Source organism: Micromonospora cremea (assembly GCF_900143515.1).
Taxonomy (GTDB): domain Bacteria; phylum Actinomycetota; class Actinomycetes; order Mycobacteriales; family Micromonosporaceae; genus Micromonospora; species Micromonospora cremea.
Window position 1 is genome coordinate 1,039,214 of the sequence record NZ_FSQT01000002.1, and the last position, 25,664, is coordinate 1,064,877.

The window sequence follows — 25,664 nt, forward strand, 5'->3', positions numbered from 1 at the left end:
ATCCGGCCCGCCACCTCCCCTGACCGACCGACCTGACGAGGCACGATGAGCATCAGCACCCCGGGCGGCCCTGAGCGCCGCCCGACCGTGGTCAGCACCGGCAAGAAGCCGGCCGCGGGCCGGCCGGCGTCCGGCGCCAAGGCCGGTTCCGGCAAGCCGGCGGGCACTCCGCGGGCAGGTGGTAAGGGTCCCCGCAAGCCGATCGCCCCGGTCAAGGTGAGCCAGGGCCGGGCCTGGGGCCCGATCGCGCTCTTCGTCGCCGTGGGCGTGCTCGCGGCCGGCATCATCGGCTACGGCGCCTGGGCGTCGTTCCAGGGCGCCAAGCCGTGGGACAAGCGGGCGAACGCCATCGACGGCATCGTCAACATCCGCAAGTCGGACCCGGACAGCCTGAAGTACGAGGCGCACAAGTCCGGCCCGCTGACCTACAAGTACTCGCCGCCGGTCGGTGGGGTGCACAACGCCGCCTGGCAGAACTGCATGGGCGACGTGTACGACGCCCCGATCGCCAGCGAGCACGCGGTGCACAGCCTGGAGCACGGCGCGGTCTGGATCACCTACCGGCCGGGTCTGCCGCAGGACCAGATCGACAAGCTCGCCGGCAAGGTGCGCGGCGTCGAGAAGATGATGTTGAGCCCGTACGAGGGTCTGGACAAGCCGATCTCGCTCCAGGCGTGGGGCTTCCAGCTCAAGGTCGACAACGCCGACGACAAGCGGATCGACGAGTTCATCAAGGACCTGCGGGTCAACGCCTCCGTCGAGGGGCCGACCGCGCTCTGCAACACGGGCATCACCGCCACCGGCACCACGCCGCGTGAGCTCCCACAGCAGCCCACCCAGTAAGGACGGCGATGACTGCTCCCGCCACCACCGACAGCGAGCACGACGAGGCTCCGACCGCCCCGGAGGAGGGCGGCCGGGCCCCGACGCGGCGCTACGGGCTGCTGGCGCTGGCCGCCATGCTGGTGGTGGGCCTGCTGCTCGGGTACGCCGGCGGCCTGCTCACCCCGGGGCTCACCCGGCCGGGTGACACCTCGGTCGAAGCGGGCTTCGCGCGGGACATGACGACGCACCACAGCCAGGCGGTGGAGATGAGCCTGACCGCCTACCGGTCGGCGACGCTGCCCGAGGTCCGGCAGATGGCCGTGGACATCGCCACCGGGCAGCAGGGCGAGATCGGGGCCATGCAGACCTGGCTGCGGGAGTGGGAGCTGAGCCCGACCGGGTCGCAGCCCCCGATGTCGTGGATGTCCGACGGGGCCACCGTGAAGAACGGGCTAATGCCGGGGATGGCGACCCCGCAGGACATGGCCGCGCTGCGGGACGCCCAGGGTGTCGAGGTCGACCGGCAGTTCCTGGCCCTGATGATCAACCATCACCTCGGCGGCATCCACATGATCGACGCGGTGCTCGGCGAGACCGACAACGCCGAGGTGCTGCGGGTGGCGCGGACGATGAAGGCCACCCAGCAGAGCGAGCTGAACAACCTCCGGCAGCTCCAGGCGCAGGCCAAGGGCTGATCCACCGGACGGGCGTACCGGGCCCGCGTCATCGCCGTGGACCGGCGGGGCGCGGGCCCGCGTCATGACCGGCCTGCGACCGTCTATGCCTATTCGTCCCGTATAGGCGTTTTGGCCAGTGCAACCGATTACGTTGCTTAGAGAGTTTTCTCCGCACATATCGTGACCAGTTGCGATTCGGGCTCGTTGCGCAGGACGTGGGGGTTGCACTCAGAGACGCACGGCGCTCGGTCACCAGCTGGTGCCGACGCCACACCATCGGCGGTGACGGGGCGGTGGCAGCCGTCCGTCGCGGACAGCGGCAGGGCGAGCCGGGAATGCTCAGCCGCGAACAGGAACTCGAACTGATCGACGTGCTGCGGGGCGCCCACCCCGACGAGTTCGACCTGGACGAGGAGCTGTGGACGCGGCAGAGCCTCACCACGCTCATCCAGCGCCGGTTCGACCTGCCGCTCGACGCGGGCGCGGTCGGGGCGTACCTGCGGGCCTGGGGGTTGGGTCCGCGGGAGCCGCGCGAGCGCGCCTGCGGGCTCTGCGTCAGCGCGGTCGAACGCTGGGTACGCAGCGAGTACCCGGCGATCACCCGGGCTGCCCAGGAGCACCTCGCCGAGGTCTACTGGATCGGGCGGGTGCGGCTCCGCGGCACCATGCCGGCGGCCGACGTGATCTCCGCCGTCTCGTCCCGCGGCCGGGTGCGCTTCATGATCACCACGCCGACGGTCGACCCGCCGCTCCCCCGCGACTTCGTGCTCCGACTCAGCGGCGAGGAGCAGCGCACCGTACACCTGATCGTGGACGGCTCGTGGCCGCGCAACGAGTGGCCACGCCGGCTCCCCCGGCGGATCGTGCTGCACCCGCTACCCAGCTGCGGGCGGGCGGTCGCGGCCTGACTCGCCCCGCTTCGGGCACCGGACGCCCGACCGTCCCGCTTCGAGCGGCCGCCCGGCCTGGCGACCAGGGCGGTCGGGCGGTTGGCGACACGATCGGGTCACCCGATACCGATTCGGCGTTCACGGAGGAGGTTTGCTAGTCTTCTCCAGTCGCTGAGCCCCCGTAGCTCAGGGGATAGAGCACCGCCCTCCGGAGGCGGGGGCGCAGGTTCGAATCCTGCCGGGGGCACCAAAGTCGTCCAGCACACGAAGAGGCCTCTGACCGGGGAACCGGTCAGGGGCCTCAATCATGTCCGGCCGTCAGCGAGGCGACGCCAGCCGCGCTCCGCGCCTTCCCGGATCTGTTAACAACCCTTGATATTAAACGTCACGAACGTCAATATGTGGAGGTCACGGTCGCCGAAGCCTGGGGGTACGCCATGAGAAGCCGTCGGATTTTCGCAGTGCTAGCCGGAGCGGCGATGACCGTGGCGGCCGCCGTCGCCTTCGTCCCCAGCAGCATGGCCGCCGTGTCCTCGGCCGACGCCGCCCCGATGGTCGCCTGCACCGCGCCGGCCTGGGCCGAGGGCAACACCTACCCGGCGGGCGCGCAGGTCACCTACGGCGGCCGGCTCTACCAGGCTCTGGTCACCCACACCGCACACCCCGGCGCCGGCTGGAATCCGGCCGCGACCCCGTCGCTGTGGCGTGACCTGGGCGCCTGCTCGGGAGGCACCCCGCCGCCGACCACGCCTCCACCGACCACGCCGCCACCACCGACCACGCCACCGCCCACCACGCTCCCGCCGACGACACCGCCGCCGACCGGTGGGACCTGCGGGGTGAAGTCGCGGCCCGCCGGCAAGGTGCTGCAGGGCTACTGGGAGAACTGGGACGGCGCCTCCAACGGCGTGCACCCCGGCCTCGGCTGGATCCCGATCACCGACAGCCGGCTCAGCCAGCACGGCTACAACGTGATCAACGCGGCTTTCCCGGTGATCCGCTCGGACGGCACGGTGCTCTGGGAGAACGGCATGGATGCCGGCGTGAAGGTGGCCACGCCGGCCGAAATGTGCCAGGCCAAAGCCGCTGGCGCGACCATCCTGATGTCGATCGGCGGGGCCGCGGCGGGCATCGACCTGAGCTCCAGCGCGGTCGCCGACCGGTTCATCGCGACGATCGTGCCGATCCTGACGTCCTACCACTTCGACGGCATCGACATCGACATCGAGACCGGCCTGACCGGCAGTGGCAACATCAACACCTTGTCCACGTCGCAGGCCAACCTGATCCGGATCATCGACGGAGTGCTGGCCCGGATGCCGTCGAACTTCGGCCTGACCATGGCGCCCGAGACGGCCTACGTCACCGGCGGCAGCGTGGTCTACGGCTCGATCTGGGGTTCGTACCTGCCGATCATCAAGAAGTACGTGGACAACGGCCGGCTCTGGTGGCTGAACATGCAGTACTACAACGGCAGCATGTACGGCTGCGCCGGCGACTCGTACCCGGCCGGCACCGTGCAGGGCTTCACGGTGCAGACGCAGTGCCTGAACAACGGCCTGACCATCCAGGGCACCACCATCCGCGTGCCGTACGACAAGCAGGTTCCGGGCCTGCCCGCGCAGACCGGCGCGGGTGGCGGCTACATGTCGACGTCGCTGGTCACGCAGGCCTGGAACGCCGTACCCGGCATCAAGGGCCTGATGACCTGGTCGGCGAACTGGGACGGGTCGAAGGGCTGGACTTTCGGCGACAACGTGAAGCGTTTGCAGGGACGCTGAGAGGTCGTACCGTCAGCCGGCTTCGCGGCGGGCGCGGGCCCGGCGCTTGCCCTCGTGCATGGCCTGCACCCGGGCCACCGGGATGGTCCGCCCCTCGGCCACGAGGTCGGCGGGCAGCGGCTGCGGCGCCGGCATCGACGCGGCCCACGGGTCGGCCCCGGCCACCAGCGCCGGCACGGTCCGGATGGTGAAGTCTGCCGGGGCCACCTCGGTCAGGTCGGCCCAGTCGACCGGGAACGAGACCGGCAGCCCGGGGCGCAGCCGCGGGCTGTACGCGGCCACCACGGTCGCCCCGCCGGCCCGGGTGGCGTCCACGAAGACCCGGCCGCCCCGGTCCTCCCGGATGAACGCCGTGGTGGCCAGCGCCGGGTCCAGCCGCTCGGCGCGGACGGCGACCGCCCGGGTGGCTGCGGCCAACTCCTCCGCCGTGGGACCGTCGGAGATCGGCACGAAGACGTGCACCCCCTTGGCGCCGCTGGTCTTGACCGCCCCGGCCAGGCCGGCGTCGGCGAGCGCCTGGCGGACCAGCAGCGCGGCGCCGACCGCCGCGGCGAACCCGTCCCCCTCCGGCGGGTCCAGGTCGAGCACCAGGTGGGTGGGGCGGTGCAGGTCCGCCGCGGTGGCCAGCGTCGGGTGGTACTCCACCGCCCGCTGGTTGGCGAACCAGAGCAGGGTGCGCCGGTCGTCGCAGAGGGCGTACGAGACCTCCCGGTGCGACGCCTCCGCCCAGACCGGCACCCGGCGGACCCAGTCCGGGGTGTACCGGGGCAGGTTCTTCTGCATGAACGGCGGCTGGCCGGGGCGGACCCGGATCACCGACAGCGGCCGGTCCCGCAGCTGCGGGAGGATCCGGTCCCGGACCGCGTCGAGGTAGTCGACCAGGTCGCGCTTGGTCGCGTCGTCGCGGTCGGACAGCGGCTGGTCGAGGTTGGTCAGGGCCACCCCGTCCCGGGTTTCGTCAGCCTCGCTCACCCGCTCACCCTCCCGGCCCCGGTGCCGTCGGTCAACTGGACGCGGCGCTTCGGTGCCGATCGGTTCCGGCCCGCAGCGCGGCGGGCCGGGCACCGGGCAGCGTGGTCAGCGCGACCAGCAGCGCGGCGACCACCAGGGCGGCGGCGACGGTGAACGCGATCCGGTAGCCGCCGGCCAGTGCCGCCACCTCGGCCCAGCCGGCGGCCCGCAGACCGTCGGCGCGTGTGGCGGCCAGGGTGGCCAGCGCGGCCAGCCCGACCGCCCCGCCAACCTGCTGGGTGGTGTTGGCCAGCCCGGACGCGAGCCCGGCGTCCGCGTCGGTCGCACCGGCCATGGCCAGCGTGGTGACCGCCGGCAGGGTCAGGCCGCCGGCCACCCCGAAGATCAGCATCGCGGGAAGCACGTCGGCGAGGTAACCGCCGTCGGCGGGCAGCCGGCCGAGCAGCAGGAAACCGACGGCGGCCAGCCCGAGCCCGGCCAGCAGAACGGCCCGGGCGCCCCACCGGGCGATCAGCCGACCGGCCAGGCCGAGCGACACCACCGCGATCACCACCGGGGTGGGCAGGAAGGCCCAGCCGGTCGCCGCCGCGTCCAGCCCCAGCACCAGTTGCAGCTCCACGGCGAGCAGGAACTGGAAGCCGAAGTACGCGGAGACCATGAGGAACTGCACGGCGTTCGCCGCGACCAGGCCGGGGACGCGCAGCACGCGGGCCGGCAGCAGCGGGGTGGGCGCCACCCGCTGCCGGAGCGCGAACCCCGCGAGCAGCAGCACCGCGAGCGCCGCCGCGCCGAGGGTCCGCGGGCTGGTCCAGCCGTGCTCGCCGGTCCCCACGATGCCCAGCACGGCCGCCATCAGCCCGGCGGTGGCGAGCAGGGCGCCGGGCAGGTCCAGGCCCGCGCGCAGGCCGATGCCCCGCTCGGCGGGGAGCCGGCGGACGGCGGCGAGCACGATGGCCGCCCCGATCGGCAGGTTGACCAGGAAGATCGACCGCCAGCCGGCCAGCTCGGTGAGCAGCCCACCGGCCACCGTGCCGACCGACGCCCCCGCCGCCCCGGTGAAACTGAAGACGGCGATCGCGCGGGCCCGCTCGGCCGGCTCGGGATAGAGCCGGACGATCATGCCGAGGCTGACCGCCATGGCCAGCGCGCCGCCGACGCCCTGGCCGAAGCGCGCGCCGACCAGCACAGCCGGCCCGGTGGCCAGCGCGCAGGCCAGCGAGGCCAGGGTGAACAGCGTGCTGCCGGCCAGGAAGATCCGCCGCCGGCCGAGCAGGTCGCCGAGGCGGCCGGAGAGCAGCAGCAGCCCGCCGAAGGCGACCAGGTAGGCGTTGACCACCCAGGCCAGGCCTGCGGCGGTGAAGTCCAGGTCGCGCTGCACGGCGGGCAGCGCCACCGCGACGACGCTGCCGTCCAGGATGATCATCAGGCTGCCGGCGCAGAGTACAAGCAGCGCCGGCCAGCGGGACGGGACCGCACGATCCATGGAACGCCTCCTTGGTGCATTGTTTGTTACCGACGCCATCGTCTGTGACCATGAGCGGGAGCGGAAGGAGGCACTCTTATGTCCCAGAGGAACAGCGATGTGCCCGCGCCGATCGAGGCCGAGCTGGCGTGCGCGGCGGGGAGCGTGCCGTTCACCCCGGGTCAGGCCCGGGCGTGCACCGTCCGCGAGGTGCTCGACCGGGTCGGCGGCAAGTGGAGCATCGGCATCCTGGTGGCCGCCTCGAACGGCCCGGTGCGCTTCACGGAGCTGGAGCGGCACATCGAGGGGATCAGTCGCCGGATGCTCACGCTGACCCTGCGCAACCTGGAACGCGACGGCCTCCTGCACCGCAGGGTCTATCCCACCGTCCCGCCGAAGGTGGAGTACACCGCCACCCCGATGGCGCTGGAGCTGTACGAGTCGCTGGTGGCGCTGACCAGTTGGGCCGAGCGGCACCGCCGGGCCATTGCCGAGGCGCGGACCAGGTACGACCGCGATCACGCCGGTTAAACCCCGCCGCGGTGTGGGGAATGCCACCACGCCGAGCTGACCGATCGGTCAGAGTCTGACCGATCGGTCAGGCATGCTGGTCTGCGGGAGGTGGACCGGTGATGGCCAGAGCGGTGTCCGAGACGCACGGCGAGATCCTCGCCGCGGCGGCGCGACGGTTCGCGGTGACCGGCTACCGGGGCACCTCCTTGCAGGACATCGCCCGTGAGGTCGGCTGCTCCAAGGCCACCGTGCTCTACCACTTCGCCAACAAGGAAGCCCTGCTCGCCGAGCTGATGGCCCCGGCCATCGCGGTGCTGCGGGACCTCGACGACCGGCTCACCGGCCTGACCGGCGCGGCCGCCCAGCAGGTCGCCGCGGCCGGCTTCGTCGACCTCGCGGTGCGGTTCCGGCGGGAGATCGCGCTGCTCCGCGGCGAGTTCCCGGAGCTGCTGGCCCAGCCGGCCTTCGCACACATCCAGCAGATCTCGGAACGCCTGCGGGACGCCTTCGCTGGGCACTCCGAGCGGCCGGGCGCGCGGATCAGCGCGCTGGTGCTGCTCGCCGGCATTCCCGAGGCGTGCGCCGAGTTCGTCGACGTTCCCGACGACGAGCTGCGCCCCGCTCTGCTCACCCTCGTCCGGCGGGCTGTCGAGCCCGTCGAGTCTTCCCTGCCCCAACCACCCACGACCGAGGACAAGGAATCCTGATGGCCACCCTGCTCTACCGGCTCGGCCGGGGCGCGCTGCGCCGGCGACGGCTCGTCGTCGCGCTCTGGCTCGTCGTACTCGTCGTCGCCGGTCTGGCCGCGGCGACCCTGCGCGGCCCGACGGCGAGCAACTTCACCATGCCCGGCACCGAGAGCCAGCGCGCGCTCGACCTGCTCGCGCAGCAGTTCCCCGCGGCCAGTGGCGCCACCGGCACCATCGCGGTCAAGGCACCGGGTGACGGCCAACTGTCCAGCCCGCAGGGTCGTGGCGTGGTGCAGGAGATCGTCCAGCAGGCCGCGACGCTGCCCGGCGTGGTCGGCGCCGTCGACCCGTTCCAGGTCGGCGCGGTCTCGCCCAACGGCCGGTACGCGTTGGTCCAGGTCCAGTTCGCCACCGGAGCGGACGAGGTGACCGACGAGCAGCGGACGGCGTACGAGCAGGTGGGCGCGGCCGCCGAGGCGCAGGGCTGGCAGGTCGCCCCGGGCGGCGAGGTGCTGGGCGGTGAGCCGGAGATCGGCTCCACCGAGACGCTCGGCGTGCTTGTCGCCGCGATCGTCCTGATCATCACGTTCGGCTCGCTGGTGGCCGCCGGCATGACGATGCTCAACGCGCTCATCGGCGTGGGCGCCGGCATGGCCGGCCTGTTCGCGCTGAGCAGCGTCGTCGAGTTGACCAGCACCGCGCCGATCCTGGCGCTGATGCTCGGCCTCGCGGTCGGCATCGACTACTCGCTGTTCATCACCTCCCGGCACCGGCAGAACCTGCTCGACGGCCTGTCCCCCGAGGAGGCGGTCGGCCGGGCCGTGGGCACCGCCGGCTCCGCCGTGGTCTTCGCGGGCGCCACCGTGGTCATCGCCCTGGCCGGGCTCGCCGTGGTGGACATCCCGTTCCTCACCGTGATGGGTCTCGCCGCCGCCGGCACGGTCACCGTCGCGGTGCTCGTCGCCATCACCCTCCAGCCCGCCCTGCTCGGCTTCGCCGGTCGCCGGGTGCTTCCCCGCCGGCTGCGTTCGGTCACCGCCGACGGCACGCCGGCCAACGACGCGGACGCCGACCGGCCGGTTGCCGCCGCACCGAGCGAGGACCGGTCCGGTTTCGGCTTCCGCTGGGCGCGGCTGGTCACCCGGTTCCGCGTACCGGTCATCCTCGTCGGCCTGCTCGGCCTCGGCCTCCTCGCGCTGCCCACGCCGGACATGCGGCTGGCCCTGCCGGACGCCTCCACGGCGGCCGTCGGCTCACCCGCCCGGGTGTCGAACGACCTGATCACCGAGGGCTTCGGTGCGGGCTTCACCGGCCGCCTCGCGGTGGTCGTCGCGGGCGACACGCCGCAGGCCACCTCGGCCGCGGTGCCGCAGGTCACCGCGCTGCTACAGCGCACCGACAACGTGCTCGCGGTGGCACCGGCGCAGCTCAGCCCGGACGGCCGGACCGCCCTGCTCGGAGTGGTGCCGAAGACCGGCCCCACCGACGAGGCCACCGAGACCCTGGTGCACGACATCCGTGACTCGGTGGGCGGGATCCGCGACGCGGACGTTCTGCTCACCGGTGTCACCGCGATCGGCATCGACGTCTCCGAGAAGCTCTCCGACGCGCTGCCGGTCTACCTGCTGCTGGTGGTCGGGCTCTCGGTGCTGCTGCTGATGCTGGTGTTCCGCTCGCTGCTGGTGCCGGTCAAGGCCGCGCTGGGCTTCCTGCTCACCGTCGCCGCCACGTTCGGCATCACGGTGGCGGTCTTCCAACAGGGGCACCTCGCCGATCTCGTCGGCCTGGACACCCCGGGGCCGCTGATCAGCTTCCTGCCGATCCTGCTCATCGGCATCCTGTTCGGGCTCGCGATGGACTACGAGGTGTTCCTGGTGTCCCGCATGCGGGAGGACTTCGTGCACGGCGAGTCGGCCCGGCAGGCCACCATCAGCGGCATGGGGCACGGGGCGCGGGTGGTCACCGCCGCCGCGCTCATCATGATCTCGGTCTTCGGAGGCTTCGTCTTCCTGGAGGACCCGGTGATCAAGTCGATGGGCTTCGCGCTCGCCGTGGGTGTGGCCATCGACGCCTTCGTGGTCCGGATGGCCATCGTTCCCGCCGTGATGTCGCTCCTCGGCGACCGTGCCTGGTGGCTCCCCCGCTGGCTCTCCCGTGCCCTGCCGAACGTCGACATCGAGGGCGAGGGCCTGCGCGCGGAACTCGCGGACCGCACGCCGACACACGTCTGACCCTCGCTGCCCGCCCCGGTCAGACGCCGGCGGGGTAGGTCTCCATCTCGCCGGAGGCGGCCGGGGCGGGCAGCGGGTGCAGCGCGGTGGTCTCGTCGCACCAGATGAAGGCGTCGTAGCGTTCGCCGAGTCGGGTGGGCACGTAGTTGCCCCAGGACTCGAAGGACGGGTCGTAGACGACCCCGATCGCCCGGTGGTCCGCGGTGCCGGTGACCCAGCCCGGCTGGTCGTCGCCGCCGAAGACCAGCACCGCCCGCTCCGGCATCAGCTCGTGCAGGCGCCGCTCGACCGACCCCTCCCGGGCCGGTGGGACGATCATCGCCTCGGCCGGTGAGCCCCACCGGGGTGCGGCGATCGCCGTACCCCGGTAGCTGCCGAAGCCGACCAGGGCCACCGCCTCGTCACCGTGCCGCTCCCGGGCCAACTGGCCAATGTTGATCATTCCGTCGGCGGCCATGTCGGTTGCCCGGGCGTCCCCGACGTGGGTGTTGTGCGCCCAGACGATCCCCCGCGCGTCCGGGCCGTACCGGTCCAGCAGCCGGTCCAGGGTGTCCTGCATGTGGATGTCACGGATGTTCCACGAATCCGGTCCGCCGGCCACCATCGCCCGGTAGTAACGCTCCGCGCCGGCCACCACCGCCGCGTTCTGCCAGGCCGAGAAGCGGTCCGGGCCGTCGGAGAGGGCCTGCTCCCGGGTCCTGGCTAGCAGTCGCACCACCTCCTCCTCGCACCGCGCGGAGACGAACCGGCTGGCGGCGCCGTACTCCTCGACCCGTTTGCCGTACGGCTCGAAGCACCGGTACGCGTCCTGCGCCGCCTCCAGCGAGGTCGGATCCTCCTCCCCCAGATAGTCGAAGATCGCCTGCATCGACTCCCAGAGGCTGTACACGTCGAGCCCGTGGAATCCAGCCCGTTGATCCTCCGGGCGCTCCAGGTTCCACGCCCGCAGCCAACGGCAGAACCGGGCCACCTCGGCGTTCGCCCACATCCAGGTCGGCCACCGTTCGAACTGCTCGAGCGCCGTCTGCGGGTCGGGAGCACCGCCCGGCGCGCCGGTGACCGAGCGGTGCACCCGGTCGCAGTCCGGCCAGTCGCCCTCCACCGCCACGAACGAGAAGCCGCACTCCGCGATCAGCCGGCGGGTGAGCTGCTCGCGCAGCCGGTAGTAGTCGTAGGTGCCGTGGGTGGATTCGCCGATCATCACCACCCGGGAGTCCCGGACACGCTCCAGCAACGGGTCGAAGTCGCTCGGCGCGCCGAGCCGCTGAACCAGCATGTCCGCGGCTACCCGGCGGCCGCTCCGACAAACCGTCGGCGCGCCGCCCGGCGACACGCCGTCCGCCGTCCGCCGGGCCGACCGGTGTAAGGGTGCCCGCGACCGGGTAGTCGGCGGTATGACCGTCACCGGGGTTCAGTTGCAGGAGTACCTGGCCGGGCTCGACTACCCGGTCTCCCGCGAGGACCTGGTCCGCTGGGCCCAGGAGAACGGGGCCAGCACGGCGATGTTGCAGATGTTGCGAGCGTTGCCGGTGGAGCAGTTCGAGTCGCCGGACGAGCTGAACGCCGCGCTGACAACCCGCTCCTGACCCCCGCTCGGTTACGGGACGGGGACGGTGCGGGATTCGGTGCGAGCGGTTTCGGCGGCGGCCAGGATGGCGACGACCTCGCGGCCGAACCAGACGTCGCAGAGGTGGTCACGGGTGCCCGCCTGCACCTGCTCGACGAGCTGGTCGATCGCCACGCCGAACGCCGTGGCGGGGTCGTTCTCGCCGAGCGGGACGGTCTCGATGCCGTTCTCGCCATAGAAGACGAACTCGCGGGCCATCGCCTCGCCCGGGGCGTCGAGGGAGAGCGAGGCGCTGCTGGTGGCGCCACCCTCGTGGGTGAGCAGCAGGTGCACCATTCCGCTCGGCCCGTCCATCGCGGCCACCTGGGTGGCCTTGCCCAGCACCGGCAGGATGATGGAGAGCGCGTGCGGGCCGATGTCCCAGAGCGCGCCGTGCTCCCGGCGCCACAGCGAAAAGCCGTACGGGCTGCCCTCCTGGAAGATCGAGGCGAACGCGATGGTCCGGCCGTGCTGCCAGCCCCCGGCGGCCGCGGTCGCGGCGAGGAACGCGGTGACGTTCGGCTGGAACCGCTGGGTGAAGAAGACGACCGAGGCGACCCCGGACGCCTCCGCTGCCGCGACCACCCGATCGGCGTCCTCGACGGTGAGCGCCAACGGCTTGTCCAGCAGCAGGTGCCGACCAGCGGCGGCCGCCCGGACCGCGATGTCGGCCTGGATGTTCGGCGGCAGCGCGACAGCGATCGCGTCACACACCTCGAGCAACGCGTCGACCTCGGCGAACGCCGGCACCCCGTACCGCTCGCCCAGCGCGGCGGCCCGCTCCGGGTTGCGCCCCCAGACCCCGACCAACTCCGCGTCCGGGTGGGCGTGCAGCGCCTTCCCGTGCGTCTCGATCGCCCAGTGACCGGTGCCGAACAAGCCGAACCGCAGCACGTGTACCTCCGCCGTTTCCCCTGACCGCGGCGACACCACGGCCGTGATCCACGCTAGTCGCCCCACCAGCCGTGACGGCGGCGGGTCGACCAACCGGAGCCGGCAGGTTCCCGTCGCCGCCCGGGCGGAGCCACGGCCTGGCCGGCGTCTGTCGCGCTGCCCCACATCTGGGGCAGCTCGACAGGGCGAGGCAGCGTCGTCGGTTACTACGACGGTTAGTAGGCTGTGCCGGTGACCGAGGCGACGACCGGGTGGGGCCGATGACCAGTGCGGCGGCGGCCAACTCGCCGGTGGACGGGATCCTGGCGACGGCATCGATCGTGCTGTCGCTGCTCGTCGCGGCGTGGGCACTGGTGGCGGCGGTACGTCACCGGCCACCGGACCGGGTGCAGTTCGTCGGCCTGGCCGTACTGGAACTGGCGCTGCTCGCGCTGACCGTGCTGGCGCTGGTCGCGGTCGTCGGCGGGGACCGGCCCGGCGAGCCCGGCGCGTTCTTCGGCTACCTCGTCACGCTGGTCTGTATGCCGCCACTGGCCTGGGTGCTGGCCCGGATGGAGCCGACCCGCTGGGGTTCGGCGATCGTCTGCGCGGTCTGCCTGGTGGCCCCGGTGGTGGTGGTCCGGTTGCAGCAGACCTGGGAGGTCCTCGGTGGTTGAGACACGACCGGCCCGGCGCGCGACGAACACCGGTCCGGGCCGGCTGCTGATCGCGGTCTACCTGCTCTTCGCCATCGCGGCGACCAGCCGGGCGGGCCTGCAGATCGCCACCAGGTTCGACGAGGCGCCGGTGGCGTACCTGCTCTCCGCGCTGGCCGCGCTCATCTACATCGTTGCCGCGGTGGGGTTGGCCCGCGCCGGGCACACCGGCCGACGGGTCGCGCTGGCCTGCTGCTCGCTGGAGCTGGTCGGGGTGGTCGCGGTCGGCATCCTGAGCCTGGCCGACAGGGACCTCTTCCCCGACGAGACGGTGTGGTCGCAGTTCGGCAGCGGGTACGGCTACATCCCGCTGGTGCTGCCGGCGCTCGGCCTGTTCTGGCTCTGGCGCACCCGCCGCGACCCCGCCTGAGCGACCCGCAGACGCGTCGAGGGCGCTCCGTCGTGCATGGAGCGCCCTCGACGGGTACGGGTCAGTTTCGCGGGCCGCCGGCCACGTAGATGACCTGGCCGGAGACGAACCCCGCCCCCTCGCTGGTCAGGAACGAGATGGTGTGCGCGACGTCCTCCGGCCGGCCCGGGCGACGTACCGGGATCTCGGCGGCGGCGTGCTTCTGGAGGTCCTCGAAGTCGACCTTCATCCGGGCGGCGGTGGCGGCGGTCATGTCGGTGACGATGAAGCCGGGCGCCACGGCGTTGACGGTCACCCCGAACGGCCCCAGCTCGATGGCGAGCGTCTTGGTGAAGCCCTGGAGACCGGCCTTGGCGGCGGCGTAGTTCGCCTGGCCCCGGTTGCCCAGCGCGGAGGTGCTGGAGAGGTTGACGATCCGCCCCCACTTGCGGTCCACCATGTGCTTCTGAGCGGCCTGGCTGAACAGGAACGCGCCGCGCAGGTGCACCCCCATGACGGTGTCCCAGTCGGCGTTGGTCATCTTGAACAGCAGGTTGTCGCGGAGCACCCCGGCGTTGTTGACCAGCACGGTGGGCGCGCCCAGCTCGGCGGCGATCCGCTCCACGGCCGACTCGACCTGGGCCCGGTCGGACACGTCGGCGCCCACGCCGAGCGCCCGGCCGCCGGCGCCAGCGATGGCGTCCACCGTCTCCTTGGTGGCCGCCTCCTCGATGTCGACCACGGCGACGGCCATCCCGTCGGCCGCCAGCCGGCGGGCGGTGGCCGCACCGATACCGCGTGCGGCTCCGGTGACGATGGCGACGCGGGGCTCCTCCGACATGATTACCTCCCGGTAACTTGGGGTCGATCGAAGGAGCTTAACCCCCGCACCGACAGTCACCAGCGATGACCATCGCTCAACAAGAGCTGTCTATACGAGTGGATCTTTCCGGCGTAGCGTCTCGTTCGCTGTTACCCCATCAGCAACCACAACAGACGACGAGACAAGGAACGACATCACGTGAAGTTCTCGCGTACCCGTGGAGCCTGGCTCGCCGCCGTGGTCTCCGCGGCCCTCGCGGCGACCGGCGGCACACCCGCCGTGGCCGCCGCCCACGGCGCGCCGGCCGATCCCGGCTCGACCCCCACCCCCGCGACCGACCTGCCCACCCCACCCGGCACCCACTCGGTCACCCTGATCACCGGTGACACGGTCACCACCCGCCGGAGCGCCAACGGCGGCACCCTCGACGTACGGCGTCCCAACGGCACCCCGGCCCCGGTACGGGTGGTGGAGGCGGGCGACGACCTCTACGTCTACCCGCAGTCCGTACTGCCCTACGTGGCAGCGGACACGTTGGACAAGCGGCTGTTCAACGTCACCCGGCTGATCGCCGACGGGTACGACGACGCGAAGGTGGACCACCTGCCGCTGATCGTGTCGTACACCGACGCCGCCGCCGGCCTGCGCACCGGCGCCGCGCCCGCCGGGGCGACCCGCACCCGCACCCTGAGCAGCATCTCGGGTGCCGCGCTGAGCGAGAACCACGGCCAGGCCGACGAGTTCTGGGCCGCGGTCACGGGCGGTGCCCCCACCGCGAAGTCGACACCTGCGGCCGGCGGCAAGGGACGCTTCGCCAGCGGGATCGCCAAGATCTGGCTGGACGGACGGGTACACGCCGACCTCGCCGACACCACCGCGCAGATCGGCGCCCCCGAGGTGTGGGCCGGCGGCGACACCGGCGTGGGCGCGCGGGTGGCCGTGCTGGACACCGGAATCGACGCGACCCACCCGGACCTCACCGACCGGATCGGCGAGTCCGCCGTGTTCGTGCCCGGGGAGGAGATCACCGACCGGATCGGGCACGGCACCCACGTCGCCTCCACCATCGCCGGCACCGGCGCCGCCTCCGGCGGCCGGGAGAAGGGTGTCGCCCCGGACGCCCGGCTCGCCATCGGCAAGGTGCTCAGCGACGCCGGGTTCGGGCAGGACTCCTGGATCCTCGCGGGCATGGAGTGGGCGGCCCGGGACGCGGACGCCAGCATCATCAACATGAGCCTGGGCTCCAACCAGCCCAGCGACGGGACCGACCCGATCAGCCAGGCCGTCAACACGCTCAGCGCCGAGACCGGTGCCCTGTTCGTCGTCTCCGCCGGCAACGCCGGCGCCCCGGGCACCGTCGCGGCGCCGGGTGCGGCGGACGCCGCGCTGACCGTCGGCGCGGTCGACAGCGAGGACCAGCTCGCCTCCTTCTCCAGCCAGGGCCCGAGGATCAGCGACGAGGCCATCAAGCCGGAGCTGACCGCGCCCGGTGTCGGGGTGCTCGCCGCCCGGTCGCAGTACGCGCCCGGCGAGGGCGCCTACCAGACCATGGACGGCACCTCGATGGCCGCGCCGCACGTGGCGGGCGCCGCCGCGCTGCTCGCCGCGAAGCACCCGGACTGGACCGGCCAGCAGCTCAAGGACGCCCTGGTCAGCACCACCCGGGCCACGTCGCGGTACGACGCGTTCCAGGCCGGCACCGGTCGGGTCGACGTCGCCGCAGCGGTCCGCGCCCCGATCGTCGCCACCGGCACCGTCTCGACCAGCGTGCGGTACGACACCGCGAAGGCGGGCGGCAGCACGCACCCGGTGACGTACACCAACACCACCGGCCAGCCGATCACACTGGGCCTGGCGCTGGACGCCGCGACCGCACCGGCCGGCCTGTTCAGCCTCTCCGCGACGCAACTGACCGTGCCCGCGAACGGCACCGCCACGGTCACCATGACCACGGACACCTCCCGGGCCAGCACCGGCAGCCGGTACACCGGTCAGGTCGTCGCCACCGGGCCGGACCGGGCCGTGCTGACCCGCACCGCGATCGCCGTCGGCACCTTCACGCCGTACCACCAGCTCCGCCTGGAGCTGACCGACCGCTCCGGGAAGCCGGCCAGCGGCGTCGTCGAGCTGGGCCAGCCCGGCAGCTACGAGCCGGCCTTCGTAGAGACCGACCCGGACGGTACGGCGCAGCTGTACCTGCCCGAGGGCGTCTACTCGGCGATGAGCTTCCTGAACGTGACCGGCAGCCACGGGCCGAACTCCCTCGGCCTGGCGCTGCTCGGCGACCCGGACATCGACCTGCGGAAGGACACCACGATCCGGCTGGACGGCAAGGCCGCCCGCAGGGTCGAGTCGTCGGTGCCCCAGCAGACCGCCGAGACGTTCACCCGGCTGGACTACTACCGGTCCCAGGGGGCGGGCCGGTGGCGCTCGTTCATCGCCGGTGGCGTCTTCTACGACAGCTTCTGGGCCCAGCCGACCGATCACGACGTGCGGCACGGCGACTTCTACCTCGGGGCACGCTGGCGCAAGGAACAGCCGGTGCTGAGCGTCGGCACCACGACGGTCGACTTCGACGACGTGGTCCGACAGCAGAGCACCACCCAGTTGCCGAAGGGCCGTTGGACACTGCCGGCGGTCTTCGCGGGCAACGGCGCCCCGAGCGACTACGCCGGGCTCGACGCCCGGGGCAAGGTGGTCGTCGTCCGACACAACTGGGACGTCAGCGACTCCGAGCAGGCCGCCGCCGCGACCGCAGCCGGCGCGAGGCTGATGCTGGTGGTGAACGACAACCCGTGGCGCGAGGTGCGCGACTACGGGATCGACTTCTTCACCCCCACACCGATCGAGGTGGCGCTGCTCAGCACCGACGAGGGCGAGGCGCTGATCCAGCAGATCCAGCGCGGGTCCACCAGGGTCGAGGTCGTCTCGCAGCCCGTCGCCGACTACGTGTACGACCTGGTCCAGGCGTACCACAACCGGATCCCACGCGAGCTGACCCGGACCGAGACGCCGAAGACGCTGGCCCGGATCGACGTCGGCTTCGCCCTGCCGAGCCGCGAGGTCCGGGGTGGCGAGTTCCGGTTCGACTGGCCGTCGTACTCCGACTGGGGCATCGGCCAGACCAGCAACCGGCCCCTCGCGGCCGTCCGCACCGACTGGGTGTCCACCGGCGACCTCTACCAGTGGGGCCAGGAGGCGTACGTCGACTCCACGTACCAGATCGACACCCGGACCGGCTACCGGGCGGGCAGCCGCGGCGAGGAGCGGTTCTTCCAGCCGATCGAGCGGCCCCACCTGAACAACAACTTCAAGCTGCCCAGCCGCTCGGGCGACGCTCTCAACGTGGACGTGCCCGGCTGGGGTGGGGCCGACCACGTCGGCATGGCGATGAACGCCGCCGAGCAGACCAACCAGCTCTACCAGGGCGGGACGCTGCTCGGCCAGAGCAGCAGCACGTGGGTCAGTGGCACCGCGCCGGGCGCGGGCGACCTGCCGTACCGGCTGGTGGTGCGGACCAAGCAGGACCCGACCGCCGGCCGGTACTCCACCAGCACCGAGACACGGTGGACGTTCCGGTCGAAGGCGCCGGCCACCGGGGTGGAGTCGGCCGTGCTGCCGCTGCTCCAGCTCGACTACGCCGTCGACACCGACGCCGCGGGCACCGCGCCGGGCCGGACGAACCTCACCGTGTCCGCCGCGCACCTGCCCGGCGCCACCGGGTGCGGCAGCATCCGGCCCGTCATCCTGGAGATCTCGTACGACGACGGCGCGCACTGGCAGAAGCAGCCGCTGGACCGCGCGAACGACGGGTCCTGGACGGCGAAGCTGCGGGCGCCGAAGGGCGCGGGGTACGTCTCGCTGCGGGGCAGCGCCACGGACAGCTCGGGCAACGCGGTCAGCCAGACGGTGATCCGCGCCTTCGGCGTGCGCTGAGCGTCCGGCGATGAGCGCGTGACGTCCGTCCGGCGCCGACCGGACGGACGTCACGCGTGACCGGGGAGGACAGCCCGTCCCCGGTCGAGGTCAGCTGGCCGCGCCCAAGCAGAGCCGGATCCAGCGGTAGCCGTAGCCGGAGAGCTTGACCGCGCCGAGCTTGCCCAACTCGCCGTAGCCGCGGTCGGCGAGCACGTCGTTCGGCAGGTCGGCCTCCGCCTCCAGGGAACTCAGGTCCACCTCGACGTCGTCGGTGCCCAGGTTGTGCAGGAAGACCATGGTCCCGGTCGGCCCGTCCGCCCGGTGCGCCAGCACTCCGGCCGGCGCCGGCACGTCGATGTGGGTGGTCGAGCCGGAGCCCACCTCCGGTGCCTCACGAAGCGTCCGGATCATGCGTTCGAACCAGGCGAGCAGCGACTTCGAGTCACCGCGCTGCGCCGTGACGTTGACCCTCTGGTAGCCGAACTCACCCTTGTCGATCACCGGGCGGACCAGCTTCTCCGGGTCCGCCGTGGAGAAGCCGGCGTTCGGCTGGTACGACCACTGCATCGGGGTACGGATCGCCTCCCGGCCGGGCAGCGACAGGTCCTCGCCCATCCCGATCTCCTCGCCGTAGCGCAGCACCGGCGTGCCGCGCAGCGAGAACTGGAGGGCGTACGCCAGCTCGATGCGACGCCGGTCGTTGCCGAGCATCGGGGCGAGCCGGCGACGGATGCCCCGGTCGTAGATGCGCATGTCCTCGTCCGGGCCGAACTGCGCGTACACCTGGTTGCGCTGTTCGGTGGTGAGCCGGGACAGGTCGATCTCGTCGTGGTTACGCAGGAAGGTGGCCCACTGGCCGCCGACGGGCAGCGTCGGGGTGTCGCGCAGCGCCTCGACCAGCGGCTCCGGGTCCTGCCGGGCGAGGGCCAGCATGAGCCGGCCGTTGAGCATGAAGTCGAAGAGCATGTGGATCCGGTTACCGGAGCCGCCCGCGTCGCCGAAGAACGTCGGCAGCTGGTCCGGCTCGACGTTCGCCTCGGCCAGCAGGACCGCGTCGCCGCGCCGCCACTGCACGTGCTGGCGCATCTCGGTGAGGAACTCGAAGTCCTTCGGCGAGTTCGGGTTGCCCGGCTCGGTCAGCTCGATGATGAACGGCACCGCGTCCATCCGGAAACCGGAGACGCCGAGCTGGAGCCAGAACGACATGATCTTCTTGATCTCCGCCCGGACCGCCGGGTTGGCGAAGTTGAGGTCCGGCTGGAACTTGTAGAACCGGTGGTAGAACCACGCCTTGGCGGTGCGGTCGTAGCTCCAGGTCTCGTCCTGCTCGCCCGGGAAGACCATGCCCTGGTGCCGGTCGTCCGGCTCGGTCTCGGACCAGACGAACCAGTCGCGGTACGGCGAGTCCGGCGAGGAACGGGCGGACTGGAACCACGGGTGCTCGTCGGAGGTGTGGTTGACCACCAGGTCGATGATCACGCGGATGCCCCGGTTCTGGGCCTGGTGCAGCAGCTCCGCGAAGTCGCCGAGGGTGCCGAAGCGCGGGTCGACGTTGTAGAAGTCGGTGGCGTCGTAGCCGTCGTCGCGGTTGGGCGACGGATGGATCGGGTGCAGCCACAGGCAGGTCACGCCCAGCCGGGCCAGGTAGTCCAGCCGGCCGATCAGCCCGCGGATGTCACCGACCCCGTCGCCGTCGGAATCGACGTACGTGTCGATGTCGAGGCAGTAGACGACGGCTTCGGAATACCAACGGTCACCCATGCCGAATGAACTTCTCCGTTCGATCACCGCGGCAAACCCGGCCGACGAACGGCGGAGCCCGGACGTCGCTTCCGGCCGGTACCGTGCCGGTCATGGAGATCGAACTCGTACCGCCGAGCGAACCGTTGGACTGGGCCCGGGGCGGCTGGCTGTGCCCGCCGGTCCGCGCCGAGGAGGGCCCGGGCGGCGAATTGATCGTCGAACCGGCGGCGGAGAGCGACTTCTGGCGGCGGACCAGCTACGGGTTCGTGCACGACAACGGCCCCGCCCTGCTGGCCCCGCTGCCGGTCGGCAGCGCCATGGAGGTGAGCTTCCGGCTCGACCTCACCGGCCAGTTCGACCAGGCCGGTGCGCTGGTGCGGGTGGACGAGCGGACCTGGACCAAAGCCGGCGTCGAAATGAGCGACGGCGAACTACAGCTCGGCGCGGTGGTGACCCGGGAGTTCTCCGACTGGTCGGTGGCGCCGGTTCCGGAGTGGTCAAGCCGGCAGGTGACCGTGCGGGTCAGCCGGGCCGGCGACGCGCTGACCGTCCGGGCCCGGGTGGACGACGAACCGTGGCGGCTCGTCCGGCTCGCCCCACTGGACCCGGCAGCCGAGGCCACCGCCGGGCCGTTCTGCTGCGCGCCGGTCCGCGCCGGCCTCACCGTGGTGTTCACCGGCTGGCGGCAGGGGCCGGCCGACACCGCGTTGCACCCGGAGCACTGACCGGCACGGCAGCGTGGCCCGGCTCACCGGCAGGTGTGGCGGAGCGCCCATCGGGTATCACCATCTGATCCCCGGCTGCCGACCTGGAAGGACGACCATGGCGCTCGCCCAGAATGTCGACCCGTCCAAGTTCACCGGGTTGACCGGTTGGGTGGCCACCGTGATCGACAGCATGGGGCCGGTCGGCGTGGCGCTGCTGGTGGCGCTGGAGAGCATCGTCCCGCCCATCCCCAGCGAGATCGTGCTGGCGCTGGCCGGCTACCTCGCCAGCGAGGGCCGGTTCAACGTGGTGCTCGTGGTGGTGGCCGCGACGGTCGGCTCGCTGGTCGGCGCGCTGGTGCTCTACTGGCTCGGCGCGGCGCTGGGCGAGGAGCGGCTCAAGCGCTGGCTGGACCGCATCCCGCTGGTGGACCGGGACGACCTGGAGAAGGCCGACCGCTGGTTCGAGCGGCACGGTCGATGGGCGGTGCTGATCGGCCGGGTCGTGCCCGTGGTTCGCAGCCTGGTCTCCGTCCCGGCCGGGGCGAACCGGATGCCGCTCGGTGAGTTCATCCTGCTCACCACGATCGGCAGTGGGGTGTGGAACACCCTCATCGTCGGCGCCGGCTACGCGCTCGGCAGCCGCTGGCAGGACGTCGAGCGGTACAGCGACTGGTTCAACTACGGGATCGTCGCGGTCTTCGTCGTCATGGTGGTCAGCTGGGTGATCCGCAAGGTTCGCCGACGCCGGGCGCGCGACGACCGGCGGTCGGTGACCGCCGGTCGCTGATCCGCGTCTGCGCTCAGGGCGGCGGCCGGACGTGTCGGAAAGGGCCCCCTGCTCCACCGCAGGCGTTGACAGGGGGCCCTTCCTTTCGTTTCAGCGGCGGAAGGTGAACCAGTTGACATTGACGAAGTCGTTCGGCTGCCCGCTGGTGAAGGTGAGGTAGACGGTGTGCCGGCCGGTCACCCCGCCGACGTTGCCGGGCACCGAGCGCCAGCTCTGCCAGCCGCCGGTGTTGCCGATCGCGAAGCTGCCGATCGGCGCGGCGGTCGGGCTGTCCAGCCGCACCTCGACCAGCCCACTCGCCCCGCCCCCGGCACCGGAGGCCACCCGGGCCACGAAGTCCCGGGGCCCGGCGGAACCGAACTCGACGTTGTCGTAGCGCGCCCAGTCGCCGTTGCGCAGCCCGGCGATGTTCTGTCCACCCTCGGCGCACGCCTCGACGAACACCCCGTTCTGCCCGTTGAACGACTCGGCCTGGATCTGCCCGTACGCGTCCCTCGTGCCGCCGGGCGGCGGGGTGGTGGGCGGCGGGGTGGTCCCGCCGCCGCGCCGGCGCCGGTACACCGCCACGTAGTCGACCAGCATCGGCCGACCGGGAACGGTCGCCGCGGTCGGTGTGCCACTGCCGGCCACCCCGTTCGGGAAGGCCCCGCCCATCGCCACGTTGAGCAGCAGGAAATAGCCGGCGTGCGAGGTCATCTGCGACCAGGCCGGCTCACCGACCCGACTCTGCGTGACGGTGTGGTAGAGCTGGCCGTCGACGTACCAGCGCAGTTGCTGCGGGCTGATGGAGGCGTCCCACTCGAACCTGTAGGTGTGGAACGCGGACTGGCAGCTCGCGCCCGGGCAGGCGCGGGACGCTCCGATGCCGTTGAACTCGTCGCACGGCCCGCCCGGGGCGACGCCGCAGTGCAGCACTCCCCAGACCGAGTTGATGCCGTTGACGTTCTCCATCACGTCGAACTCGCCGATGCCCGGCCAGTTCTGGTAGTTACCCCGGTAGGGCGCGCCGAGAGCCCAGAAGGCCGGCCAGTAGCCGGCCGCCGCGGCGCCGGTGACGTTCGGCATCTGGATCCGGCCCTCGATGGCCAGCACGCCGCCGGCCGGGGCCTTGAAGTCGCTGCGCACGGTCTCGATCCGCGCGGAGGTCCAGCCGCCCCCGCCGTCGCGCAGCGGCGTGATCCGCAGGTTGCCACCGCCGTCGTGGCTGACGTTGGCGGTGCTGGCGGTGTAGTTCTGGATCTCGCCGGTGCCCCAGTTGGCCGGGCCGCCCGGGTAGTTGTGGCCGGTGTCGATGATCCAGTTGGCGGCCGACGGCAGGGTGCCGGCGGCGCCGGTGAAGTCGTCACTCCAGACGGTGCTCCAACCGGGGGCGGGGGGCGGAACGGCGGCCTGGGCGGTCACGGTGATCCCGGCCAGGGCGGTGGTGGTGGCGACGAGCAGGACGGACGCCAGCATGCGGCGTCGGACGGGCGGGGCGGCGGTGGCCGCCGGAGGAGGTGACATGGACGTGCCACTCTGCGGGGACGGGTCGGGAGAGCGCTCTCTCAGAGTTGTACGTCCCTCCGAAACAGTTGTCAACGTCGATCTATGTCGGTGCTCGCCGGAGCCGTCTGCGGCCGTCGGAGCACCACCTGCTCCAGGGCCGACCAGGCGGTCGTGGTCACCAGGTAGATGACCGCCGCGAGCGGCAGCACCAGCGCCACCAGCACCGTCGTGAACGGCAGCAGGGGCAGCAGCCGGCCGAGCGTCGCCGCACCCGGCCCCTCGGTGGGCGTACCGGCCACCGTGCCGACCGCAGCCGACGCCCGGCGGGCCCGCCGCGACGACCACCAGGCCAACGCCAGCAGCACGGCCAGCAGCACGGCGAAGAGCGGACCGGCGGCCCCGGTCAGCCCGTCGCCGAGGTGGTGGCCCAGCGGCACGCCGGCCAGCCGCTCCTGGAGCAGCCCGGTGCCGCCCTCACTGGTGGTGAACAGCCGGTACAGGACCAGCAGGAACGGTGCCTGGAGCAGCAACGGCAGGCAGCCGGCGATCGGGTTGGCGCCGGCCGAGCGGTACAGCGCGAACACCTCGCTCTGGAGCTTCGCCGGGTCGTCGGCGTACCGCCGTTGGAGGTCACGCACCTGCGGGGCGAGCGCCGCGCGGCGCCGCTCCCCGCGGACCTGGGCGACGGTGAGCGGCGAGATCAGCAACCGCACGGCGATGGTGAGCAGCACGATGGCGGCGGCGGTCGCCATGCCGCCGGCCAACGGTTCGAGCAGATCGGTGAGCCAGGACAGCGCGGTGCCGGCGGCGCCGACCACGCCGTGCAGTGGTGCGAAGGCGAGCATGGGAAACCCCTCGGTCCGATTCCGGTGGGTCCTCCCCCGGCGGCGTCCGCTCGACGGGAGGACCGATGACGGCGGGATCGGCCGCGCGGCGGCGTGGCGCTACGCGGCCGAGGGGTGCCCGGGTGCGCGGGTGCGGGGCCGGCCGGCGGCGTCCGGGTCGACCTGCCGGGGCACCCGCCGACCACGGGAGCGGGCCCGCAGCCCGGTCCAGCGCCGGGCGACGCCCGGCAGGCCCGAGCGGCCCGGCACCCGCGCCGCGAGCAGCACGGCGAGCAGCACCAGGGCGGTCAACGCGGCGCCGGCGAGCAGGTCAGCCGGGCGCACCGCGAGCAGGGTGAGCTGCGCGAACGCGGACATCCACGCAACCCCGAACAGCCCCAGCGGTACCGGCACGGTTTCCAGCCTAGGACCCGGAGTCACGCCAGCCGATCGAATCGTGGCCACCCGGGCGCGGACCGACCGCGCGGATCCCGGCGCCGGCCGACACGCGGCGCGCGGCGCGCGGTGCCGCCCGACACGCGGGCCGACGCGCCGTCGCCACGTTTCCCGTCATCGCCACGGTGGGTAACCAGGCGACCGACCGACGCGGACGGACCGCGACCGGCAGGAACGGACGGTGGTGTCGATGACCGGCCAGGTGGCGGAGGCGCCCAGCGGGACGGCCGCGGGGACCGAATTGCTCACCGTGGGTGTCGAGGAGGAGTTCCTGCTCGCCGACCCGCACACCGGGGCCGCGGTACCCGCTGTCGACCTGGTCCTCGAGCAGGTGCCGGCGGAGCTGCGCGGGCAGGTGGAGCGGGAGTTCCAGACCAGCCAGATCGAGATTGGCAGCCCACCCGGCCTTGAGCTCTCGTCGATCCGGCACTCCCTCGGCGTGCTGCGCCGGGCGCTCTCCGACGCCGCCGAGCGGGCCGGCGTACGGCTGCTGGCCATCGGCACCGGGCCGGTGGACGGCCCGGTGCCGCCGGTGGTGGACAAGCCCCGCTTCGACCGGATGATCGAACGGTTCCGGCTGCTCGTTCCGGGCCCCGGCAACAACGGCATGCACGTGCACGTGGGCGTCCCCGACCCGGAGACCGGCGTGCAGGTGCTCAACCACGTCCGGCCCTGGCTGCCGATGCTGCACGCCGTGACCACCAACTCCCCGTTCGCCCGCGGCGAGGACACCGACTACGCCAGCTGGCGCTCGGTGGAGTGGGAGCGCTGGCCGTCGGTGGCGCCGACGCCCTGGCTGGAGTCGCACGAGCACTACGAGCGGCTGATCCGCCAGTTGATCGCCAGCGGGGTGATGCTCGACGAGGGGATGCTCTACTGGTACGCCCGGCTGTCGGCGAAGTACCCGACCGTGGAGCTGCGGATCGGCGACGTCTGCCCGTCGGTGGACGACGCCGTGCTGGTCGCCGCGCTGGTCCGAGCCCTGGTGGCCACCGCCATGTCGGACGTCGAGGCCGGCCGGCCGGCGCTGCCCACCGATCACCACCTGCTGGTCGGCGCGCACTGGCGGGCCGCCCATGACGGCCTGGAGGGTGAGGGCGTCGACGTCACCACCGGCGAGCTGCGCCCGGCCTGGGAGCTGCTGGACCGGTTCGTGGAACGCATGCGACCGGCGCTGGAGCAGCACGGTGACTGGGCCGAGGTGACCGACCTGCTGGGCGGGCTGCGGCGGCACGGCAGCGGCGCGGCGCGGCAGCGGGCGGTGTTCGCGCGCACCGGACGGCTCATCGACGTGGTGCAGGACGTGGCGCGGCAGACCCGCGGCTGATCTCCGCGTG

General features: G+C 72.4%; 23 protein-coding genes and 1 tRNA gene. 15 read left to right on the plus strand and 9 right to left on the minus strand.

The window, feature by feature from the left end; all coding sequences use genetic code 11:
* Positions 1 to 45: 45 nt before the first annotated feature.
* From BUS84_RS18105 to BUS84_RS18125, 5 genes are all read left to right on the plus strand, one after another.
* Entirely contained in the window at positions 46 to 843 is a 798-nt protein-coding gene (locus BUS84_RS18105) for a thioredoxin-like domain-containing protein (protein WP_074314090.1), read from the plus strand.
* A gap of 8 nt (positions 844 to 851) precedes the next feature.
* Positions 852 to 1,520: a DUF305 domain-containing protein gene (locus BUS84_RS18110; RefSeq protein ID WP_074314092.1), complete on the plus strand. Its 669-nt coding sequence runs from the start codon at positions 852 to 854 to the stop codon at positions 1,518 to 1,520.
* 197 nt (positions 1,521 to 1,717) lie between these two features.
* Positions 1,718 to 2,410, plus strand: coding sequence for a winged helix-turn-helix domain-containing protein (locus tag BUS84_RS18115; protein ID WP_074314094.1), 693 nt, complete (start codon positions 1,718 to 1,720; stop codon positions 2,408 to 2,410).
* Positions 2,411 to 2,567: 157 nt separating this feature from the next.
* Positions 2,568 to 2,642, plus strand: a tRNA-Arg gene (locus BUS84_RS18120).
* A 187-nt stretch (positions 2,643 to 2,829) separates the two neighbouring features.
* Positions 2,830 to 4,173: a carbohydrate-binding protein gene (locus BUS84_RS18125; RefSeq protein WP_074318903.1), complete on the plus strand. Its 1,344-nt coding sequence runs from the start codon at positions 2,830 to 2,832 to the stop codon at positions 4,171 to 4,173.
* A 12-nt stretch (positions 4,174 to 4,185) separates the two neighbouring features.
* Here BUS84_RS18125 and BUS84_RS18130 read toward each other — a convergent pair whose 3' ends face one another.
* The gene (locus BUS84_RS18130; RefSeq protein ID WP_074318904.1) at positions 4,186 to 5,145 is read right to left on the minus strand and encodes a DNA polymerase domain-containing protein; all 960 of its coding nucleotides are present in this window, start codon (positions 5,143 to 5,145) and stop codon (positions 4,186 to 4,188) included.
* 31 nt (positions 5,146 to 5,176) lie between these two features.
* Positions 5,177 to 6,628, minus strand: a complete 1,452-nt coding sequence (locus tag BUS84_RS18135; RefSeq protein WP_074314096.1) for an MFS transporter — start codon at positions 6,626 to 6,628, stop codon at positions 5,177 to 5,179.
* A gap of 78 nt (positions 6,629 to 6,706) precedes the next feature.
* Here BUS84_RS18135 and BUS84_RS18140 point away from each other — a divergent pair, with 78 nt between their 5' ends.
* From BUS84_RS18140 to BUS84_RS18150, 3 genes are all read left to right on the plus strand, one after another.
* On the plus strand, positions 6,707 to 7,138 hold the full coding sequence (locus BUS84_RS18140) for a winged helix-turn-helix transcriptional regulator (RefSeq protein ID WP_244298631.1): 432 nt from the start codon (positions 6,707 to 6,709) through the stop codon (positions 7,136 to 7,138).
* Between the two features lie 101 nt (positions 7,139 to 7,239).
* Complete coding sequence (locus BUS84_RS18145; protein WP_074318906.1) at positions 7,240 to 7,827, plus strand: TetR/AcrR family transcriptional regulator; 588 nt, start codon at positions 7,240 to 7,242, stop codon at positions 7,825 to 7,827.
* Entirely contained in the window at positions 7,827 to 10,040 is a 2,214-nt protein-coding gene (locus BUS84_RS18150; RefSeq protein ID WP_074314098.1) for an MMPL family transporter, read from the plus strand. The genes BUS84_RS18145 and BUS84_RS18150 overlap by 1 nt, the downstream gene beginning before the upstream one ends.
* Positions 10,041 to 10,059: 19 nt before the next feature.
* On the opposite strand, the gene BUS84_RS18155 is transcribed toward BUS84_RS18150, so the two are convergent.
* Positions 10,060 to 11,316, minus strand: coding sequence for an erythromycin esterase family protein (locus BUS84_RS18155; RefSeq protein ID WP_074314100.1), 1,257 nt, complete (start codon positions 11,314 to 11,316; stop codon positions 10,060 to 10,062).
* 118 nt (positions 11,317 to 11,434) lie between these two features.
* Between BUS84_RS18155 and BUS84_RS18160 the strand changes: the two genes are divergently transcribed.
* On the plus strand, positions 11,435 to 11,626 hold the full coding sequence (locus BUS84_RS18160) for a DUF2795 domain-containing protein (RefSeq protein ID WP_074318907.1): 192 nt from the start codon (positions 11,435 to 11,437) through the stop codon (positions 11,624 to 11,626).
* Between the two features lie 11 nt (positions 11,627 to 11,637).
* On the opposite strand, the gene BUS84_RS18165 is transcribed toward BUS84_RS18160, so the two are convergent.
* On the minus strand, positions 11,638 to 12,540 hold the full coding sequence (locus BUS84_RS18165; RefSeq protein WP_074314102.1) for a Gfo/Idh/MocA family protein: 903 nt from the start codon (positions 12,538 to 12,540) through the stop codon (positions 11,638 to 11,640).
* Between the two features lie 260 nt (positions 12,541 to 12,800).
* Here BUS84_RS18165 and BUS84_RS18170 point away from each other — a divergent pair, with 260 nt between their 5' ends.
* Positions 12,801 to 13,196 (plus strand): hypothetical protein, encoded by a 396-nt coding sequence (locus BUS84_RS18170; protein ID WP_074314104.1) that lies wholly within the window; start codon positions 12,801 to 12,803, stop codon positions 13,194 to 13,196.
* Positions 13,189 to 13,605: a hypothetical protein gene (locus tag BUS84_RS18175; RefSeq protein WP_074314106.1), complete on the plus strand. Its 417-nt coding sequence runs from the start codon at positions 13,189 to 13,191 to the stop codon at positions 13,603 to 13,605. The genes BUS84_RS18170 and BUS84_RS18175 overlap by 8 nt, the downstream gene beginning before the upstream one ends.
* Before the next feature lie 61 nt (positions 13,606 to 13,666).
* Here the strand turns inward: BUS84_RS18175 and fabG are convergent, their stop codons facing one another.
* Positions 13,667 to 14,425: a 3-oxoacyl-ACP reductase FabG gene (gene fabG, locus BUS84_RS18180; RefSeq protein ID WP_208869692.1), complete on the minus strand. Its 759-nt coding sequence runs from the start codon at positions 14,423 to 14,425 to the stop codon at positions 13,667 to 13,669.
* Positions 14,426 to 14,605: 180 nt separating this feature from the next.
* Between fabG and BUS84_RS18185 the strand changes: the two genes are divergently transcribed.
* Positions 14,606 to 18,343 carry a S8 family serine peptidase gene (locus tag BUS84_RS18185; protein WP_074314108.1) on the plus strand — a complete coding sequence of 1,246 codons (3,738 nt, stop codon included), beginning with the start codon at positions 14,606 to 14,608 and terminating at the stop codon, positions 18,341 to 18,343.
* Positions 18,344 to 18,433: 90 nt separating this feature from the next.
* Here BUS84_RS18185 and BUS84_RS18190 read toward each other — a convergent pair whose 3' ends face one another.
* Complete coding sequence (locus BUS84_RS18190) at positions 18,434 to 20,086, minus strand: alpha-amylase family protein (RefSeq protein WP_074314110.1); 1,653 nt, start codon at positions 20,084 to 20,086, stop codon at positions 18,434 to 18,436.
* A gap of 92 nt (positions 20,087 to 20,178) precedes the next feature.
* Here BUS84_RS18190 and BUS84_RS18195 point away from each other — a divergent pair, with 92 nt between their 5' ends.
* Positions 20,179 to 20,793 (plus strand): DUF1349 domain-containing protein, encoded by a 615-nt coding sequence (locus tag BUS84_RS18195; RefSeq protein ID WP_074318909.1) that lies wholly within the window; start codon positions 20,179 to 20,181, stop codon positions 20,791 to 20,793.
* Positions 20,794 to 20,890: 97 nt separating this feature from the next.
* Entirely contained in the window at positions 20,891 to 21,562 is a 672-nt protein-coding gene (locus BUS84_RS18200; RefSeq protein WP_074314112.1) for a DedA family protein, read from the plus strand.
* A 90-nt stretch (positions 21,563 to 21,652) separates the two neighbouring features.
* Here BUS84_RS18200 and BUS84_RS18205 read toward each other — a convergent pair whose 3' ends face one another.
* From BUS84_RS18205 to BUS84_RS18215, 3 genes are all read right to left on the minus strand, one after another.
* Positions 21,653 to 23,065 carry a carbohydrate-binding protein gene (locus tag BUS84_RS18205; protein WP_074314114.1) on the minus strand — a complete coding sequence of 471 codons (1,413 nt, stop codon included), beginning with the start codon at positions 23,063 to 23,065 and terminating at the stop codon, positions 21,653 to 21,655.
* Between the two features lie 71 nt (positions 23,066 to 23,136).
* The gene (locus tag BUS84_RS18210) at positions 23,137 to 23,892 is read right to left on the minus strand and encodes a YidC/Oxa1 family membrane protein insertase (protein ID WP_074314116.1); all 756 of its coding nucleotides are present in this window, start codon (positions 23,890 to 23,892) and stop codon (positions 23,137 to 23,139) included.
* Positions 23,893 to 23,991: 99 nt separating this feature from the next.
* The gene (locus BUS84_RS18215) at positions 23,992 to 24,285 is read right to left on the minus strand and encodes a DUF6412 domain-containing protein (RefSeq protein ID WP_244298633.1); all 294 of its coding nucleotides are present in this window, start codon (positions 24,283 to 24,285) and stop codon (positions 23,992 to 23,994) included.
* A 232-nt stretch (positions 24,286 to 24,517) separates the two neighbouring features.
* Between BUS84_RS18215 and BUS84_RS18220 the strand changes: the two genes are divergently transcribed.
* Positions 24,518 to 25,654, plus strand: a complete 1,137-nt coding sequence (locus BUS84_RS18220) for a carboxylate-amine ligase (protein ID WP_244298634.1) — start codon at positions 24,518 to 24,520, stop codon at positions 25,652 to 25,654.
* Positions 25,655 to 25,664 lie beyond the last annotated feature (10 nt).

Coding starts and splice junctions, on each gene's coding strand:
- BUS84_RS18200 (WP_074314112.1), top strand. CDS start 20,891: ATGGCGCTCGCCCAGAATGTCGACCCGTCCAAGTTCACCGGGTTGACC.
- fabG (WP_208869692.1), bottom strand. CDS start 14,425: ATGTCGGAGGAGCCCCGCGTCGCCATCGTCACCGGAGCCGCACGCGGT.
- BUS84_RS18160 (WP_074318907.1), top strand. CDS start 11,435: ATGACCGTCACCGGGGTTCAGTTGCAGGAGTACCTGGCCGGGCTCGAC.
- BUS84_RS18150 (WP_074314098.1), top strand. CDS start 7,827: ATGGCCACCCTGCTCTACCGGCTCGGCCGGGGCGCGCTGCGCCGGCGA.
- BUS84_RS18205 (WP_074314114.1), bottom strand. CDS start 23,065: ATGTCACCTCCTCCGGCGGCCACCGCCGCCCCGCCCGTCCGACGCCGC.
- BUS84_RS18210 (WP_074314116.1), bottom strand. CDS start 23,892: ATGCTCGCCTTCGCACCACTGCACGGCGTGGTCGGCGCCGCCGGCACC.
- BUS84_RS18190 (WP_074314110.1), bottom strand. CDS start 20,086: ATGGGTGACCGTTGGTATTCCGAAGCCGTCGTCTACTGCCTCGACATC.
- BUS84_RS18140 (WP_244298631.1), top strand. CDS start 6,707: ATGTCCCAGAGGAACAGCGATGTGCCCGCGCCGATCGAGGCCGAGCTG.
- BUS84_RS18105 (WP_074314090.1), top strand. CDS start 46: ATGAGCATCAGCACCCCGGGCGGCCCTGAGCGCCGCCCGACCGTGGTC.
- BUS84_RS18195 (WP_074318909.1), top strand. CDS start 20,179: ATGGAGATCGAACTCGTACCGCCGAGCGAACCGTTGGACTGGGCCCGG.
- BUS84_RS18170 (WP_074314104.1), top strand. CDS start 12,801: ATGACCAGTGCGGCGGCGGCCAACTCGCCGGTGGACGGGATCCTGGCG.
- BUS84_RS18145 (WP_074318906.1), top strand. CDS start 7,240: ATGGCCAGAGCGGTGTCCGAGACGCACGGCGAGATCCTCGCCGCGGCG.
- BUS84_RS18135 (WP_074314096.1), bottom strand. CDS start 6,628: ATGGATCGTGCGGTCCCGTCCCGCTGGCCGGCGCTGCTTGTACTCTGC.
- BUS84_RS18155 (WP_074314100.1), bottom strand. CDS start 11,316: ATGCTGGTTCAGCGGCTCGGCGCGCCGAGCGACTTCGACCCGTTGCTG.
- BUS84_RS18110 (WP_074314092.1), top strand. CDS start 852: ATGACTGCTCCCGCCACCACCGACAGCGAGCACGACGAGGCTCCGACC.
- BUS84_RS18125 (WP_074318903.1), top strand. CDS start 2,830: ATGAGAAGCCGTCGGATTTTCGCAGTGCTAGCCGGAGCGGCGATGACC.
- BUS84_RS18220 (WP_244298634.1), top strand. CDS start 24,518: ATGACCGGCCAGGTGGCGGAGGCGCCCAGCGGGACGGCCGCGGGGACC.